General features: G+C 58.8%; 18 protein-coding genes. All 18 read right to left on the reverse strand.

From position 1 onward, the window contains the following. Nucleotides 1-8: 8 nt before the first annotated feature. The 18 genes from AP059_RS09695 to fliL all read right to left on the reverse strand — a co-directional run bounded on the left by AP059_RS09695 (nt 9) and on the right by fliL (nt 16,912). Nucleotides 9-749: a flagellar motor protein gene (locus AP059_RS09695; protein ID WP_048366263.1), complete on the reverse strand. Its 741-nt coding sequence runs from the start codon at nt 747-749 to the stop codon at nt 9-11. Then, nucleotides 749-1,888 carry a protein-glutamate methylesterase/protein-glutamine glutaminase gene (locus AP059_RS09700; RefSeq protein WP_059763019.1) on the reverse strand — a complete coding sequence of 380 codons (1,140 nt, stop codon included), beginning with the start codon at nt 1,886-1,888 and terminating at the stop codon, nt 749-751. The genes AP059_RS09695 and AP059_RS09700 overlap by 1 nt, the downstream gene beginning before the upstream one ends. A gap of 49 nt (nt 1,889-1,937) precedes the next feature. Then, the gene (locus AP059_RS09705) at nt 1,938-4,094 is read right to left on the reverse strand and encodes a chemotaxis protein CheA (RefSeq protein WP_059763020.1); all 2,157 of its coding nucleotides are present in this window, start codon (nt 4,092-4,094) and stop codon (nt 1,938-1,940) included. Nucleotides 4,095-4,105: 11 nt separating this feature from the next. Continuing rightward, nucleotides 4,106-4,894 (reverse strand): protein phosphatase CheZ, encoded by a 789-nt coding sequence (locus tag AP059_RS09710; RefSeq protein ID WP_059763021.1) that lies wholly within the window; start codon nt 4,892-4,894, stop codon nt 4,106-4,108. Nucleotides 4,895-4,915: 21 nt separating this feature from the next. Then, nucleotides 4,916-5,290 carry a chemotaxis response regulator CheY gene (locus AP059_RS09715; protein WP_162207815.1) on the reverse strand — a complete coding sequence of 125 codons (375 nt, stop codon included), beginning with the start codon at nt 5,288-5,290 and terminating at the stop codon, nt 4,916-4,918. 204 nt (nt 5,291-5,494) lie between these two features. Beyond that, nucleotides 5,495-6,235: an RNA polymerase sigma factor FliA gene (gene fliA / locus AP059_RS09720; RefSeq protein ID WP_048366258.1), complete on the reverse strand. Its 741-nt coding sequence runs from the start codon at nt 6,233-6,235 to the stop codon at nt 5,495-5,497. Next, a complete protein-coding gene (fleN, locus tag AP059_RS09725) occupies nt 6,232-7,065 on the reverse strand; it encodes a flagellar synthesis regulator FleN (RefSeq protein WP_059763022.1) in 834 nt (277 codons plus the stop codon). Before fleN ends, fliA begins: the two co-directional genes overlap by 4 nt. Nucleotides 7,066-7,185: 120 nt before the next feature. After that, on the reverse strand, nt 7,186-8,499 hold the full coding sequence (flhF, locus tag AP059_RS09730; protein WP_059763023.1) for a flagellar biosynthesis protein FlhF: 1,314 nt from the start codon (nt 8,497-8,499) through the stop codon (nt 7,186-7,188). Nucleotides 8,500-8,509: 10 nt separating this feature from the next. Beyond that, nucleotides 8,510-10,639: a flagellar biosynthesis protein FlhA gene (gene flhA, locus AP059_RS09735; protein WP_059763067.1), complete on the reverse strand. Its 2,130-nt coding sequence runs from the start codon at nt 10,637-10,639 to the stop codon at nt 8,510-8,512. Between the two features lie 205 nt (nt 10,640-10,844). After that, the gene (locus AP059_RS09740; protein WP_059763024.1) at nt 10,845-11,414 is read right to left on the reverse strand and encodes a hypothetical protein; all 570 of its coding nucleotides are present in this window, start codon (nt 11,412-11,414) and stop codon (nt 10,845-10,847) included. 104 nt (nt 11,415-11,518) lie between these two features. After that, nucleotides 11,519-12,655, reverse strand: a complete 1,137-nt coding sequence (gene flhB / locus AP059_RS09745) for a flagellar biosynthesis protein FlhB (RefSeq protein WP_048366254.1) — start codon at nt 12,653-12,655, stop codon at nt 11,519-11,521. Nucleotides 12,656-12,657: 2 nt separating this feature from the next. Then, complete coding sequence (gene fliR, locus AP059_RS09750; protein ID WP_059763025.1) at nt 12,658-13,440, reverse strand: flagellar biosynthetic protein FliR; 783 nt, start codon at nt 13,438-13,440, stop codon at nt 12,658-12,660. Next, on the reverse strand, nt 13,441-13,710 hold the full coding sequence (gene fliQ / locus AP059_RS09755; RefSeq protein ID WP_059763026.1) for a flagellar biosynthesis protein FliQ: 270 nt from the start codon (nt 13,708-13,710) through the stop codon (nt 13,441-13,443). Nucleotides 13,711-13,734: 24 nt separating this feature from the next. Then, nucleotides 13,735-14,478: a flagellar type III secretion system pore protein FliP gene (gene fliP / locus AP059_RS09760; RefSeq protein ID WP_048366252.1), complete on the reverse strand. Its 744-nt coding sequence runs from the start codon at nt 14,476-14,478 to the stop codon at nt 13,735-13,737. Beyond that, complete coding sequence (gene fliO / locus AP059_RS09765; protein ID WP_059763027.1) at nt 14,478-14,918, reverse strand: flagellar biosynthetic protein FliO; 441 nt, start codon at nt 14,916-14,918, stop codon at nt 14,478-14,480. Before fliO ends, fliP begins: the two co-directional genes overlap by 1 nt. After that, the gene (gene fliN / locus AP059_RS09770; protein WP_048366250.1) at nt 14,919-15,386 is read right to left on the reverse strand and encodes a flagellar motor switch protein FliN; all 468 of its coding nucleotides are present in this window, start codon (nt 15,384-15,386) and stop codon (nt 14,919-14,921) included. A gap of 56 nt (nt 15,387-15,442) precedes the next feature. Beyond that, entirely contained in the window at nt 15,443-16,411 is a 969-nt protein-coding gene (gene fliM / locus AP059_RS09775; protein WP_047275940.1) for a flagellar motor switch protein FliM, read from the reverse strand. Between the two features lie 9 nt (nt 16,412-16,420). Then, entirely contained in the window at nt 16,421-16,912 is a 492-nt protein-coding gene (gene fliL / locus AP059_RS09780) for a flagellar basal body-associated protein FliL (protein WP_059763028.1), read from the reverse strand. Nucleotides 16,913-16,940 lie beyond the last annotated feature (28 nt).

The following is a 16,940-nucleotide window of genomic DNA, read 5'->3' on the forward strand; positions in this document are numbered from 1 at the left end:
ACTCTCCATTAATCCATGAAGCCCTGAAGCTTCAACTCAATGGAGCGCGGGTTCTCGCCCTCGGCAATCGACAATATGCCTTCGAGCAACATTTCGCGGTAACGCGACTGGCGCATGGCAATCGACTTCAGCTTGCTGGCGATCGGCAACAGAATCAGGTTGGCACTGGCCACGCCATAAATGGTGGCGACGAACGCCACGGCAATGCCGCTGCCCAACTGGCTGGGGTCTGCCAGGTTGCCCATCACGTGGATCAAGCCCATCACGGCACCGATGATGCCAATGGTCGGCGCGTAGCCACCCATGCTTTCAAACACCTTGGCGGCTTCGATGTCGCGGCTTTCCTGAGTCATGAAATCGACTTCAAGAATGCTGCGGATCGCCTCCGGCTCCGCGCCATCGACCAGCAATTGCAAGCCTTTGCGCGAGTAGTCGTCGGGTTCTGCGTCGGCGACGCCTTCCAGGCCGAGCAAGCCTTCCTTGCGCGCCGTCAGGCTCCAGTTGACCACGCGATCAACGCCGCCAGCCAGGTCGATATGGGGCGGAAAGAAAATCCAGATCACGGTTTGCATGGCGCGCTTGAAGGCACTCATGGGCGACTGCAACAACGCGGCACCCACGGTGCCACCGATCACGATCAACGCGGCCGGACCATTGGCCAACGCGCCCAGGTGGCCGCCTTCGAGGTAGTTACCGCCGATGATGGCCACAAAGGCCATGATGATGCCGATCAGGCTCAGTACATCCATCAGTGACACGCCTCAACCAAGTGCTTGCCGATGTCATCCAGGCTGTACACCGCGTCCGCCAGGTTGGCTTTGACGATGGCCATGGGCATGCCGTAAATCACACAACTGGCTTCGTCTTGCGCCCAGACACTGCTGCCGCCCTGCTTGAGCAGACGCGCGCCTTCGCGGCCGTCTGCGCCCATGCCGGTCAACACCACTGCCAACACTTTGTCGCCGTAAGACTTGGCCGCAGAACCGAAGGTGATATCCACACACGGCTTGTAGTTCAAACGCTCGTCGCCCGGCAGAATTCTCACCGTGCCACGGCCGTCGATCATCATTTGCTTGCCACCCGGCGCCAGCAGGGCCAGGCCCGGACGCAGAATGTCGCCGTCTTCAGCTTCTTTGACACTGATGCGGCACAGCTTGTCCAATCGCTCGGCAAACGCCTTGGTAAAGGCCGCTGGCATGTGCTGCACCAGCACGATAGGCGCCGGGAAGTTGCCCGGCAGTTGCGTCAACACGCGCTGCAAGGCCACCGGGCCACCGGTTGATGTACCAATCGCCACCAGCTTGTAGGCTTTACGTTTTGGCGCCGGTGAAGACGGCGCGGCCGCAGGCGCACTGCGACTGGCAATCGGCGTGGTGCGTGCCGGGGTTGGCGCAGGCGCCGTGGCGGCAGGTGCAAAACCGCTGACCGCGGGCCGCGAGGGCGCCACTGAAGGGGGCGCCGAGGGCTGCGGTGCACTGGAAAAACGGCGGTTGCTGCGCGAAATGGTGTGCACCTTCTCGCACAGCAACTGTTTGACCTTATCGGGGTTGCGCGAAATGTCTTCGAAGTTTTTCGGCAAAAAGTCCACGGCCCCTGCGTCCAGTGCATCCAGCGTGACGCGGGCACCTTCGTGGGTCAGTGAAGAAAACATCAATACCGGGGTCGGACACTTCTGCATGATGTGACGCACGGCAGTGATGCCGTCCATCATCGGCATTTCGTAGTCCATGGTGATCACATCGGGCTTGAGCGCCAGCGCCTGATCAATCGCCTCTTTGCCATTGGTGGCAGTGCCGATCACCTGGATCGTCGGATCAGCCGACAGAATTTCCGAGACGCGGCGGCGGAAAAAACCCGAATCATCCACCACCAGGACCTTGACTACCATAAACACTCCGTTAGGCGGCGCGAGACGCTAGCGCCCCGCTCCACCAGATTCAAATACGCCGTGCGGCGTAGCGTTTGAGCATGCTCGGCACATCCAGAATCAAGGCAATACGGCCATCACCGGTAATGGTGGCACCCGACATGCCAGGCGTGCCCTGGAGCATTTTGCCCAACGGTTTGATGACCACTTCTTCCTGACCGACCAACTGATCGACCACAAAGCCGATGCGCTGGGTGCCCACCGAAAGAATCACCACATGCCCTTCGCGCTGCTCTTCATGGGCGGCCGAGGCCACCAACCAGCGCTTGAGGTAGAACAACGGCAGCGCTTTATCGCGCACGATCACCACTTCCTGGCCGTCAACCACATTGGTGCGTGACAGGTCGAGGTGGAAAATCTCGTTGACGTTGACCAACGGGAACGCGAAGGCTTGATTGCCCAGCATCACCATCAGGGTCGGCATGATTGCCAGCGTCAGCGGTACTTTGATCACGATCTTGGAGCCTTGGCCCAAGGTCGAGTAAATGTTCAGCGAGCCATTGAGCTGGGCGATTTTGGTTTTCACCACGTCCATGCCCACGCCTCGGCCCGACACATCGGAAATCTCGGTTTTGGTCGAGAAACCCGGCGCGAAAATCAGGTTGTAGCAGTCGGACTCGCTCAAACGGTCAGCGGCGTCCTTGTCCATCAAGCCTTTTTTCACCGCGATGGCGCGCAACACGTTCGCGTCCATGCCTTTGCCGTCATCGGAGATGGACAGCAAAATGTGGTCGCCTTCCTGCTCGGCAGACAGGATCACCTTGCCGCAACGGGACTTGCCTGCCGCTTCGCGCTCTTCCGGGGTTTCGCAGCCATGATCGACTGCGTTACGCACCAAGTGGACCAGCGGATCGGCCAGGGCCTCGACCAGGTTTTTGTCCAGGTCGGTTTCTTCGCCCACCAGTTCCAGGTTGATTTCTTTTTTCAGCTGACGCGCCAAGTCACGTACCAGTCGCGGGAAGCGACCGAAGACTTTTTTGATCGGCTGCATCCGGGTCTTCATCACCGCGGTTTGCAGGTCAGCGGTCACCACGTCAAGGTTGGACACTGCCTTGGACATGGCTTCGTCATTGCTGTTGAGGCCCAGGCGCACCAAACGGTTACGCACCAGCACCAACTCGCCGACCATGTTCATGATGTCGTCCAGGCGCGCGGTATCGACCCGCACCGTGGTTTCAGCTTCAGAGGCCGCCGGTTTGTCCGGGTGCGCCGCCGGTGCACGCGCAGGTGCCGCAGGGCGTGCGGGTTCAGGCTTTTTGGCCACCACAGCCGCCGGGGCGGGTGCAGGTTTGGCCGCAACGGCTTGGGTCGCCACTTCAGAGAACTGGCCCTTGCCGTGCAACTCATCGAGCAGAGATTCGAACTCGTGGTCGGTGATGTGATCCGGGCTGGCGGGTTTGGCCGCAGCGCCAGGTTCGGCGGCAGGCGCCTCTAGCGCATCGGCACTGAACGATCCTTTGCCGTGCAACTGATCGAGCAACGCTTCAAATTCGTCATCAGTGATTTCATTGCTGGCCGGCGCCGCAGCAGGCTCTGCGGCGGGCGCAGGTGCAACGGCGTCGGGCGCAAAGCTGCCTTTGCCATGCAACTGATCGAGCAGCGATTCGAACTCTGCATCGCTGATGTCTTCGCTGGCGGCGGGTGCATCGGCCGCGGCCTTGACCGCATTGAGCGAGTCCAGCAACAGCTCGAATTCGTTATCAGTGATATCACCGCCGTCGGCGGTCACGGCGGCTTGCACCACCGGCTCGGGTTCAGGCGCAGCGACCACGGCAGCGGCAGGTTCAGCCAGACGGGCCAATGCCGCCAGCAACTCAGGCGTGGCGGCGGTGACCGGTGCACGTTCGCGCACTTCGCTGAACATGCCGTTGACCGCGTCGAGCGCTTCCAGGATCACGTCCATCAGCTCCGAGTCGACGTGTCGTTCACCCTTGCGCAGGATGTCGAACACGTTCTCGGCGATGTGACAGCACTCCACCAGCTCGTTGAGCTGGAGGAAGCCGGCGCCCCCTTTTACAGTGTGAAAACCGCGAAAAATTGCATTGAGCAGGTCCGCATCATCCGGTCGGCTTTCCAGCTCAACCAGTTGTTCGGATAACTGCTCTAGAATTTCGCCGGCTTCAACCAGGAAATCCTGAAGGATTTCTTCATCGGCGCCGAAGCTCATGTACGTGCTCCTTAGAATCCAAGACTTGAAAGCAAATCGTCTACATCGTCCTGACCGGACACGACGTCATCACGCTTATCGGCATGAATCTGCGGACCTTCACCCTGCGCCAGGTTTTTTTGCGGATTATTTTCTGCCCGCAGTGCTTCGCGGTCATGTTCGATCCCCGCAAAACGGTCAACCTGACTGGCCATCAGCACCAGTTTGAGCAGATTGCTTTCAACTTCTGTAACCAGCTGCGTGACCCGCTTGATCACCTGACCGGTGAGGTCCTGGTAATCCTGAGCCAGCAAAATGTCATTGAGGTTGGCGGCGACCATGTGGCTTTCTTCTTCGCTGCGCGTCAGAAAACCGTCAACCCGACGGGCCAGCTCACGAAACTCCTCAGCACCGATTTCGCGACGCATAAAGCGCCCCCAATCTGCGCTCAGGGCTTTGGCTTCTGCCCCCAGGCCATTGACCAGTGGCGTACTGTTTTCCACCAGGTCCATGGTGCGGTTGGCCGCAGCTTCCGTTAAGCGCACAACATACGACAAACGTTCGGTCGCATCCGTGATCTGCGACACTTCTTCGGCTTGTGGCATGTGCGGGTCGATATGGAAATTGACAATCGCACTGTGCAACTCACGCGTCAGCTTGCCGACTTCCCGATACAAGCCACGATCGCGGGTCTGGTTCAATTCGTGAATCAGTTGCACCGCGTCGCCAAACTGACCTTTTTCAAGGCTGTCGACCAACTCGCGGGCATGTTTTTTCAGGGTCAATTCAAAATCGCCCTGTGTAGATTCTTTATGCTCCATAGCGCCCCCGTGACGACCCCATTAGTGGCCGATACGCTCAAAGATCTTTTCGATCTTCTCTTTGAGAGCCAACGCCGTGAACGGCTTAACGACGTAGCCGTTAACCCCCGCCTGGGCGGCTTCGATGATTTGCTCGCGCTTGGCTTCAGCGGTCACCATCAACACAGGCAGGCTTCTAAGCTTTTCGTCCGCGCGCACGTGGCGCAACAGGTCGATGCCCGTCATGCCCGGCATGTTCCAGTCAGTGACCAGAAAGTCGATGCTGCCGGTGTTCAGGATCGGAATCGCCGTGATGCCGTCATCGGCTTCCACGGTGTTAGTGAACCCTAAGTCACGCAGCAGGTTTTTAATGATCCGCCGCATCGTTGAAAAATCATCAACGATGAGGATTTTCATATTCTTGTCCAATTCGACCTCCAAGCAGTCTTAAAACGCGCTCAGCACCTGAACGCGCCATTCAATCAATTCGGTTTGTGTTACACGCCATGAACCTGTAGGAGCGAGCGTGCGCGCGATAAAAGCGATGCGGTGTATCCCTCAACACCCATCGCCCGCATCACGCGCACGCTCGCTCCTACAGTAATTAAGCTGCTACAGAAATCAGCGCGCTCGCCACTCGGCCAGTCGCCCGCGCAACCGTGCGGCGCACTGGCTGTGCAACTGACTGACGCGCGACTCACTGACGCCCAGCACCTCACCGATTTCCTTGAGGTTGAGCTCTTCGTCGTAGTACAGCGCCAACACCAATCGCTCACGTTCGGGCAAGTTCGCAATCGCCTCGGCCAATGCGGCCTGAAAGCGCTCGTCTTCCAGGTCTCGCGATGGCTCAAGGTGCGCACTGGCGCCGTCCTCGTGCAGCCCTTCATGCTCGCCGTCCTGTAACAGGTCGTCAAAGCTGAACAGCCGGCTGCCCAAGGTGTCATTCAAAATGGCGTAATAATCATCCAGGCTTAAATTGAGTTCGGCCGCAACTTCGTGATCTTTAGCGTCACAACCGGTTTTTGCTTCAATTGCCCGAATGGCGTCGCTGACCATACGTGTGTTGCGGTGCACCGAGCGGGGAGCCCAGTCGCCTTTTCGCACTTCATCCAGCATCGCGCCACGGATACGAATACCCGCGTAGGTTTCGAAACTCGCCCCTTTGCTCGCATCGTATTTGGTCGAGACTTCAAGCAGGCCGATCATCCCGGCCTGGATCAAGTCTTCTACCTGCACGCTGGCGGGCAATCGCGCCAACAGGTGATACGCGATGCGTTTGACCAAAGGCGCGTAACGTTCGATCAGCTCATATTGGCTGTCACGCGACGACTTGCTGTACATGCGATAGCCGCTGGCTGTCATTGGGCCGTTCCCGCACTGGTTTGCTGCACCAGGCGCTCAACAAAGAACTCCAGGTGCCCACGTGGATTGGCTGGCAAAGGCCAGGTGTCAACTTTTTGCGCAATGGCCTTGAACGCCAGTGCGCATTTTGAACGCGGGAAGGCTTCGTAAACGGCACGCTGTTTTTGCACCGCTTTGCGCACGCATTCGTCGTACGGCACAGCGCCTACGTATTGCAGGGCGACGTCCAAAAAGCGGTCCGTGACTTTGGTCAACTTGGCGAACAGGTTGCGCCCCTCTTGCGGGCTTTGCGCCATGTTGGCCAGCACCCGGAAACGGTTCATGCCGTAATCGCGGTTCAACAGTTTGATCAGCGCATAGGCGTCGGTGATCGAGGTGGGTTCGTCGCACACCACCAGCAGCACTTCCTGGGCGGCGCGCACAAAACTCACCACCGATTCGCCGATACCTGCGGCCGTGTCGATGACCAGCACATCGAGGTTGTCGCCAATTTCGCTGAACGCCTGAATCAGGCCCGCGTGTTGCGCCGCGCTCAGGTGAACCATGCTTTGCGTGCCCGAGGCCGCCGGCACGATTCGAATCCCGCCAGGGCCTTGCAGCAATACGTCGCGCAGCTCACACCGCCCCTCGACCACATCGGCCAGGGTGTATTTGGGCGTCAGGCCCAACAGAACGTCGACGTTCGCCAACCCCAGGTCAGCGTCCAGCAACATCACGCGCCTGCCCAGCTCGGCTAGCGCCAGCGACAAGTTGACTGAAACGTTAGTTTTACCGACGCCACCCTTGCCGCCGGTCACTGCGATCACCTGTACGGGATGCATGCTGCCCATGATCTTTCTTTACCTTGTCTTACTTAGACGCGGCTACATACGCTGGCTGCGGGTTCCTCAACGGGAACAGGACTGTGCAGACCATCAATGTAGGTACATTGCAACGTAATCGTCACTACCTCAGCCGACCCGTTTGGAGGGGCTGTGATAGATATCAGCGAACATATCGGCCATGGCCTCTTCGCTGGGTTCTTCCTGCATTTGCACACTGACCGCGCGGCTCACCAATTGGTGGCGACGCGGCAGATGGAGGTCATCGGGAATACGCGGACCGTCCGTGAGATAGGCCACTGGCAGCTCGTGACTGATGGCCAGACTCAATACTTCGCCAAGGCTTGCGGTTTCATCCAGTTTGGTCAGGATGCAACCGGCAAGCCCGCAACGTTTATAGCTGTGGTAAGCCGCCGTCAGCACTTGTTTCTGACTGGTGGTGGCCAAGACCAGGTAATTTTTGGCTTTGATACCGCGCCCGGCCAGGCTTTCAAGTTGCAGGCGCAGGGCCGGATCGCTGGCTTGCAGGCCCGCCGTGTCAACCAGTACTACGCGTTTGCGCAACAGGGGTTCAAGGGTTTGGCCCAATGACTGACCCGGCGCCACATGGGTGACCGGCACATTGAGGATGCGGCCCAGGGTTTTGAGTTGCTCCTGGGCACCAATGCGAAAGCTGTCCATGCTCACCAGCGCGATGTTCTGCGCGCCGTACTTGAGCACGTAACGCGCGGCCAGCTTGGCCAGCGTGGTGGTTTTACCCATGCCCGCGGGGCCGACCATCGCAATCACGCCGCCCTCTTCGAGCGGCTCGATTTCCGGGGTCGCGATCATGCGGGCCAGGTGCGCCAACAACATGCGCCACGCCTGACGCGGCTCTTCGATCTCGGCGACTTGCTCCAGCAGATCGCGCGACAGCGGACCCGACAAGCCAATGCGCTGCAAACGACGCCACAGGTTGGCTTGCGCCGGTTTGCTGCCTTGCAACTGATTCCATGCCAACGAGCCCAACTGCACTTCCAGCAGTTCGCGCAAACCATTGAGCTCAAAGCGCATGGTGTCGAAGGCACGCTGGTCCATGCTCGGCGCGGCAGGCGCAGCCGGACGTGGCGGCTCATCAAAGGTTGGCTCGATCAACGGCTCGGCGGCGGTCAGCGGCAACCCGGCAAACAACTGCCGGCTCACGTCAGCCTCGCCTTCACCGCGCAGACTCAGTTCGGCCTGGGCCGAAACGATCCGCGACTGGGTCTTGCGCAGCTCTTCTTCAAGCTCAACGTTAGGCACACGCGGTGCCAGCGCGGACAACTTGTAGTCCAGCGCGGCAGTCAACTCAACACCACCGGCAATGCGGCGGTTACCAATAATGGCGGCATCAGCCCCCAGCTCATCACGAACCAGTTTCATGGCCTGACGCATATCGGCGGCGAAAAAACGCTTCACTTGCATAAACCAAACCTCAGCCGTTCGGGCCTACTGTCGCAACGATGGTGACTTGCTTGTTGTCAGGGATTTCCTGGTACGCCAGCACATGCAGGTTAGGCACTGCCAGGCGGCCAAACCGCGAAAGCATGGCGCGTACCGGACCGGCGACCAACAGGATCACCGGGTTGCCTTGCATCTCTTGGCGTTGGGCGGCATCGATCAAGGAACGCTGCAACTTTTCAGCCATGCTTGGCTCCAGCAGAACGCCCTCTTCCTGACCTTGTCCTGCCTTTTGCAGACTATTGAGCAATATCTGTTCCAACCTTGGCTCCAGCGTGATAACTGGCAGCTCAGACTCAACGCCTACAATGCTTTGGACGATGGCGCGGGACAAACCAACCCGCACGGCGGCCACCAAAGCGGCGGTATCTTGACTCTTGTGCGCATTGTTCGCGACGGCTTCGGCAATACTACGAATGTCGCGTACGGGCACCTGTTCAGCCAGCAGGGCCTGCAAGACCTTGAGCAGTTGCGACAGGCTCAACACCCCCGGCACCAACTCTTCAGCCAGTTTTGGCGAGGCCTTGGCCAGCAACTGCATCAACTGCTGCACTTCTTCATGCCCGATCAGCTCATGGGAGTGCTTGTACAAAATTTGGTTAAGGTGCGTGGCGACCACGGTGCTGGCGTCCACCACGGTGTAGCCCAATGATTGCGCCTGACTGCGCTGGCTGACCTCGATCCACACCGCTTCCAGGCCAAAGGCCGGGTCTTTGGCGGTAATCCCGTTGAGGGTGCCGAACACCTGCCCTGGGTTGATCGCCAGCTCGCGGTCCGGGTAAATCTCGGCCTCGGCCAGAATCACTCCCATCAGGGTCAGGCGATAGGCGCTGGGCGCCAGATCGAGGTTGTCGCGAATGTGCACGGTGGGCATCAAAAAGCCCAAGTCCTGAGACAGCTTTTTACGCACGCCCTTGATCCGCGCCAGCAATTGCCCGCCTTGGTTGCGGTCCACCAGCGGGATCAAGCGATAGCCCACTTCCAGGCCGATCATGTCGATGGGCGTCACGTCATCCCAACCCAGCTCTTTGGTGTCTTGTGCACGGGCTGGTGAAGGCAGCAGCTCCTGTTGGCGCTGCACTTCTTGCAGGGCCTGGGTCTTGACCACGTTTTGCTTCTTCCACATCAAGTAGGCAGCGCCGCCCGCGACGGCCGCCAAACTCAGGAAGGCGAAGTGCGGCATGCCCGGCACGGCGCCCATCACCCCCATCAAACCGGCCGAGACTGCCAGCGCCTTGGGCGATGCAAACATCTGGCGGCTGATTTGCTTGCCCATCTCTTCGGAGCCAGAGGCACGGGTCACCATGATCGCGGCTGCGGTGGACAACAGCAGGGAAGGCAATTGCGCCACCAAACCGTCACCGATGGTCAGCAAGGCATACACCTTGCCCGCTTCGCCGAACGTCATGCCGTGCTGGAACATGCCCACGGCCATGCCACCGATCAGGTTGATAAACAGAATCAACAGACCGGCGATGGCATCACCGCGTACAAATTTGCTGGCACCGTCCATCGAACCGTAGAACTCAGCCTCTTGGGCGACTTCCTGACGGCGCGACTTGGCCTGGTTCTGGTCGATCAAACCGGCGTTAAGGTCAGCGTCGATCGCCATCTGCTTGCCGGGCATGGCATCGAGGGTGAAACGCGCGCTCACCTCGGAGATACGCCCGGCACCCTTGGTCACCACCACGAAGTTGATGATCATCAAAATCGCGAACACCACGATACCGACCACGTAGTTGCCGCCGATCACCACCTCACCGAATGCCTGAATCACCTTACCGGCGGCGCCGTGGCCTTCCTGACCGTGAAGCATCACCACCCGCGTCGAAGCCACGTTGAGCGCCAGACGCATTAGCGTGGCGACCAGCAAAATGGTCGGGAACACCGCAAAATCCAGCGGGCGCAAGGCGTACACACAGACCAGCAACACCACAATCGACAGCGCAATGTTGAAGGTAAAGAACACGTCCAGCAGGAACGCGGGGATCGGCAACATCATCATTGCCAGCATTACCAGCAACAACAGCGGCACACCCAACTGCCCCTGACCCAGACCGGCCAGACCGTTGCGTGCGGTGTTGATTAACTGAGAACGATCCAATGACATTGCAAGAAACCTTTAGCAAACTTTTGACGCCATATGCGCCGTGAAGCCTGCCTTTGCAAGAACCCTTCCAACTTTGGCAAATGGCCACATCAGATTCGAAAAGCCCTCTCCCGCAAGGTGAGGGCCGGGGTGAGGGTCGGGGCTTTTCGCAGGTCTAAGCTGCGCTGGCGTCAAGCACCTCCAACATGCCGCGCCTTGCTCAGTTCCAGCACCACTCACCCAAATCAATCACCAGGCAGGCACTGCTGCTGACGCCGAACACCACATCAATCTTGCGATTAGGCTCATAAAGCGCCGAACCGCACCCACCAATCAAAATATCCCCGCAACGCGGGTCTCGCGTAAAGGGACGGTTCGTCCACTGCGGCACTCTCTCCAACTTCAACGGGAATAAAAGATTGCCCAAGATATGGCTGCGTACACTCATCCCGCTGATGCCTTCGGAACTCAACGACTTGCGCATATAGTCCAGCAGGAGGACGCGGTCTTTTTCACAGCGCTCCAGCACCGCGGCGTAATAGTCTTCGCGCCCGTACCCCTGCGGCACGGTAGGCAAGGAGATCACCGCCAGCAAATTTTTACCTTCGGCACTAAAGCCCACCACATGCTGATCGGGCGCTTGATCCAGCCAAAAAATCGCAAAGGTGGCATCCAGCACGGGAAATGACGGAAACAAGCCCTCCAGCTCCGCCATCGCCAAACCGCGAGACCCGCTTAATGCGTAGGTTTTGACGCAACCATCAGGGATGAGGGTCAACTCGATAGGCATCGCGCATCTCCATTGCTAACGACGAAACGCCAGGGCGCGCTCTACCCCAAGTTAAGCAGGTTTGCGAAAACTCGATACTGGCAACATTGACAGCCTGTGGCGTGTTATTCGTCGCGACGTAAATCCGGCGGGATCGGCAGATCGCTCAGTGGATCAGGCCGCTTGCCTTTGCCCGCCTGGTGCTGGCGGATCTGGTAGACGTAGGCCAAGACCTGCGCCACGGCCAAGTACAGGCCTGCGGGGATTTCCTGATCCAGCTCGGTGGAGTAGTAGATGGAGCGCGCCAACGCGGGCGACTCCAGCAGCAGGATGTCGTGCTTGGCGCCAATTTCACGGATCTTGAGCGCCAGAAAGTCGCTGCCCTTGGCCAGCAGCATGGGTGCAGCGCCCTTCTCCGGGTCGTATTTCAGAGCGACAGCAAAGTGGGTCGGGTTGGTGATGATGACGTCGGCATCCGGGATGGCGCTCATCATCCGGCGCTGACTCATCTCGCGCTGGGTCTGGCGGATTCGTTGCTTAACTTCCGGGCGACCTTCCTGATCCTTGTGCTCATCGCGCACTTCCTGCTTGGTCATCAGCAGTTTCTTGTGGCTTTCCCACAACTGCACCGGCACGTCCACGGCCGCAATCAGGATCAACCCGCAGGCCATCCACAAGGCACTCCACGCCACCACTTGCAAGCTGTGGATGACGGCCGATTCTAGGGGTTCGCGGGAGATGCGCTGCAAGTCGTCAATGTCGGACTTGAGCACCAACAACGCCACAATCAAGATGATAAAAAACTTGGCCAACGCCTTGAGCAACTCGACCAGCGCCTTGGCCGAGAACATGCGCTTGATGCCCGCCGCAGGATTCATGCGGCTGAATTTAGGGGCCAGGCTGCCCGCCGCGAACAACCAGCCGCCCAGTGCAATAGGCCCGATCAACGCCGCAATCAACAAGGTAATAAGTACCGGCTGCAACGCCACCAGGGCGATTTTGCCTGAATGCAGGAGGAAGGCGCCCATCGAGTCAGTGTTGAGCAGCACTTCACGGCTGATGCTGAAGTTGTAGCGCATGATTTCCATCATGTCCTGCGCCAGCGCACCGCCGAAGATGATCAGGCCGATGGAGCCAGCGAGCATGATTGCCAGCGTATTGAGTTCTTTAGAGCGTGCGATCTCGCCCTTTTCCCTGGAGTCTTTTTTTCGTTTCTCCGTGGGGTCTTCTGTTTTATCGGCGCCACTCTCGCTTTCGGCCATCGCTAGCGCGCCTGTGCCAAGTCACGTAAAAACTGCAAGGCCTCGGTGGCCAGCGGTTGATACTGATTGAGAATGTCCGCCAGGCTGATCCACAGGATCACCATGCCCAGCACCAGGGTCAGCGGAAAACCAATGGCGAAAATGTTCAACTGCGGGGCCGCACGGGTCATCACACCGAATGCGATGTTGACCACCAACAGCGCGGTGATCGCTGGCAGCACCAGCAGCAAGGCGGCACCCAATACCCAACCGAGCTTGCCGACCACTTCCCAGAAGTGATGCGTCAGCAACCCGCCCCCCACCGGCAAGGTGGTGAAGCTTTCGGTGAGCACCTCAAACACCACCAAGTGCCCGTTCATGGACAGAAACAACAACGTCACCAGCATGGTGAAGAACTGCCCGATGACCGCTACGTTGACCCCGTTGGCCGGATCGACCATGGAGGCGAAGCCCATGCCCATCTGGATCGCCACAATTTGCCCGGCCACCACAAACGCCTGAAAAAACAATTGCAGCGAAAACCCGAGCAAGGCGCCGATGATGATTTGCTCGGCAATCAACATCAAGCCGCTGAGGTCCAGCGGGTTTACCGTAGGCAGCGGCGGCAGGCTCGGCAGGATGGCCAAGGTGATGGCTATCGACAAAAACAGCTTGATGCGCTTGGGCACCAGGGTGGTGCCGATGATTGGCATGGTGGTCAACACCGCGCCTACCCGGAACAGCGGCAGCATAAAGCTGGCGACCCAGGTACTGATCTGCGCGTCCGTCAGGGCAAGCAGCGACATTTAGCCGATCAACTGCGGAATGCTGCCGTACAACGACAGGATGTATTCCATAAAGGTCTGCACCAGCCACGGCCCCGCCACGATCAAGGTGATCAGCATCACCAGCAAACGCGGCAAAAAGCTCAAGGTTTGTTCGTTGATTTGGGTGGCAGCCTGAAACATGGCCACCATCAAACCCACCAACAAGCTAGGCACCACCAACACAGCCACCATCATGGTGGTCAGCCACAAGGCACTGCGAAACAGGTCAACCGCGACTTCTGGGGTCATTGCGCATTACTCCCGAGCATGGCGTCACACCCCGCCAAAACTGCTGGCCAGCGTACCGATAATCAACGCCCAGCCATCCACCAGCACAAACAGCATGATCTTGAACGGCAGCGAAATAATCAGCGGCGACAGCATCATCATCCCCATGGCCATCAGCACACTGGCCACCACCAGGTCGATGATCAGGAACGGAATGAAGATCATAAAACCGATCTGAAACGCCGTTTTAAGCTCGGAGGTCACAAACGCCGGCACCAGAATGGTCAAAGGCGCCGCATCCGGGGTGGCGATGTCCGTGCGCTTGGACAAACGCATGAACAGTTCAAGGTCACTGGTGCGGGTTTGAGCCAGCATGAAGTCCTTGATCGGGCCTTCTGCCTTAAGGATCGCATCCTGCGCCGAGAGCTTTTCCGCAAGGTAAGGCTGCAAGGCGTTTTCGTTAATTTTGTCGAACACCGGGGCCATGATGAACATGGTCAAAAACAGCGCCATGCCCGTCAAAATCTGATTTGACGGCGTTTGCTGCAAGCCCAGCGCCTGCCGCAGGATGGAAAACACAATGATGATGCGCGTAAAGCTGGTCATCAGCATGACGAACGCCGGGATAAAGCTCAGCGCCGTCATGATCAGCAGAATCTGCAGGCTGACCGAATATTCCTGCTGCCCGTTGGCACCGGTACCCAAGGTAATGGCCGGGATCGACAACGGGTCGGCGCCGAACGCCAACGGCGCGGCCAGCGCTAACAACAGCGCAATGACTAAACGCATTACGGCTTGTCCTTTTGATTACCCATCAGTTCCATCAGGCGCTTGGCAAACTCCGGCGTTGCAGGCTGCGAAGACTCCGGCAATTGCACCGGCTCCTTGAGCACATGCAGCGGCGTGATACGCCCCGGCGTCAAGCCCAACAAAATTTGCTCATTGCCCACCTGCACCAGCACCAACCGGTCACGCGCGCCCAGCGCACGCGAGCTGATGAGTTCGATCACCTGCCCCTGACGCGGCCCGGCGTGCTGAACCCTGCGCAGCAGCCAGGCCAGACCAAAGATCAGCCCCAGCACCAGCAGCAAGCCCAACACCAGTTGCGTGAGCTGCCCGCCGATGCCACTGCCCACCACGGGCGCGACAGCAGCGGTGGCCGTTGCAGCCGGCTCGGCCGCCAGCACACTTAAAGGGAACGCCAGTAAAGCGCCGAGTAACCGCTTCACTTAGCGCAGCTTCTTGATGCGTTCACTTGGGCTGATCACGTCAGTCAGGCGAATGCCGAACTTTTCGTTGACCACCACCACTTCACCGTGCGCAATCAGGGTGCCGTTGACCAGCACATCCAGCGGCTCGCCGGCCAGGCGGTCCAGCTCGATTACCGATCCCTGGTTGAGTTGCAGCAGGTTACGAATGTTGATGTCGGTGCTGCCCACTTCCATGGAGATCGAGACCGGAATATCCAGAATCACGTCCAGGTTGGGGCCGTCCAGCGTCACCGGGTCGTTATTGCGCGGCACGCTGCCAAATTCTTCCATCGGCAAGCGATTGGAAGCCGGGGCCTTGGCCGCATCTGCCGCCAGCAAGGCGTCGATGTCGTGCTGGCCCACTTCGCCAGTTTCTTCCAGCGCAGCCGCCCATTCATCGGCGAGCGCCTGGTCTTCGGCAGAAGTTATATCGTGTTCGTCAGCCATCATTTGTCCTCGGCGGGCAGTCAATCAGTTACATAGCGAATTCTTGAAACCGGCGCTTAACGCCGGTCGATAGGCTCAACCACTTGCAGGGCGAGATTGCCCTTGTGCGAGCCCAGTTTGACCTTGAACGAGGGCACGCCATTGGCACGCATCACCAGCTCGTCCTGCAATTCAATCGGGATCACGTCACCGGGCTGCATGTGCAAGATGTCACGCAGGCGCAATTGACGGCGCGCCACCGTGGCACTGAGCGGCACGCTGACATCCAGCACGTCTTCGCGCAGCGCTTTGCTCCAGCGCTCGTCCTGATCGTCGAGGTCGGACTGGAAACCGGCGTCGAGCATTTCACGCACCGGCTCGATCATCGAGTACGGCATGGTCACGTGCAGATCGCCGCCACCGCCGTCGAGTTCGATGTGGAACGTGGAGACTACAATCGCCTCGCTCGGACCGACAATATTGGCCATGGCCGGGTTCACTTCCGAGTTGATGTACTCGAAATTGACTTCCATGATCGCCTGCCAGGCCTCTTTCAAATCAATGAAAGCTTGCTCCAGCACCATGCGCACCACCCGCAACTCGGTCGGGGTGAACTCACGGCCTTCGATCTTGGCGTGGCGGCCGTCGCCACCGAAGAAGTTGTCGACCAGCTTGAACACCAGTTTGGCGTCCAGGATAAACAGCGCCGTACCGCGCAACGGCTTGATCTTGACCAGGTTGAGGCTGGTGGGCACGTACAGCGAATGCACGTATTCACCGAACTTCATTACCTGTACCCCGCCCACCGCCACGTCGGCGGAGCGGCGCAGCATGTTGAACATGCTGATGCGGGTGTAACGGGCGAAACGCTCGTTGATCATTTCGAGGGTCGGCATGCGCCCACGAACAATACGGTCCTGACTGGTCAGGTCGTAACTTTTGACACTGCCGGGTTCGGCAGCCATTTCGGTCTGTACCAGACCGTCATCAACGCCATGCAACAGCGCGTCGATCTCATCCTGGGACAGCAGGTCTTGCACGGCCATGTCGTGATCCTACTGCAATACGAAGTTAGTAAAGAGCACCTGATCGACGATCACTTTGCCGAGCTCTTTTTGCGCCACGGCCTGCACACTGGCAGTCGCTTTTTGACGCAGCATTTCCTGGCCGACCGGCGTGGCGATGCTGTCGAAGGTCTCACCGGAAAACAGCATCACCAGGTTGTTACGGATCACCGGCATGTGCACTTTGAGTGCATCAAGATCGGCCTGGTTACGGGCCTGCATGGTCATGCTGACCTGCATGTAGCGCTGGCGGCCATTGGCGTTGTAATTGACCACAAACGCGGGCGCCATCGGCTCATAAATGGCCGCGACTTTCACATTAGGGTCGATCACGGCTTCAGGCTTGCTCTGCGCGCTATGCATGAAATACCAGGTAGCACCCACCGACACGCCAATCGCCAGCAGCAGCGCTACCACGATCAGGATGATCAGCTTGAATTTGCCTTTCTGGGCGGGGTCTTTCACTGCGTCGCTCTTCGCCATGCCAATAATCCGTCACTATTCGATTTTC

Source organism: Pseudomonas sp. TAA207, assembly GCF_001529285.1.
Lineage (GTDB): Bacteria > Pseudomonadota > Gammaproteobacteria > Pseudomonadales > Pseudomonadaceae > Aquipseudomonas > Aquipseudomonas weihenstephanensis.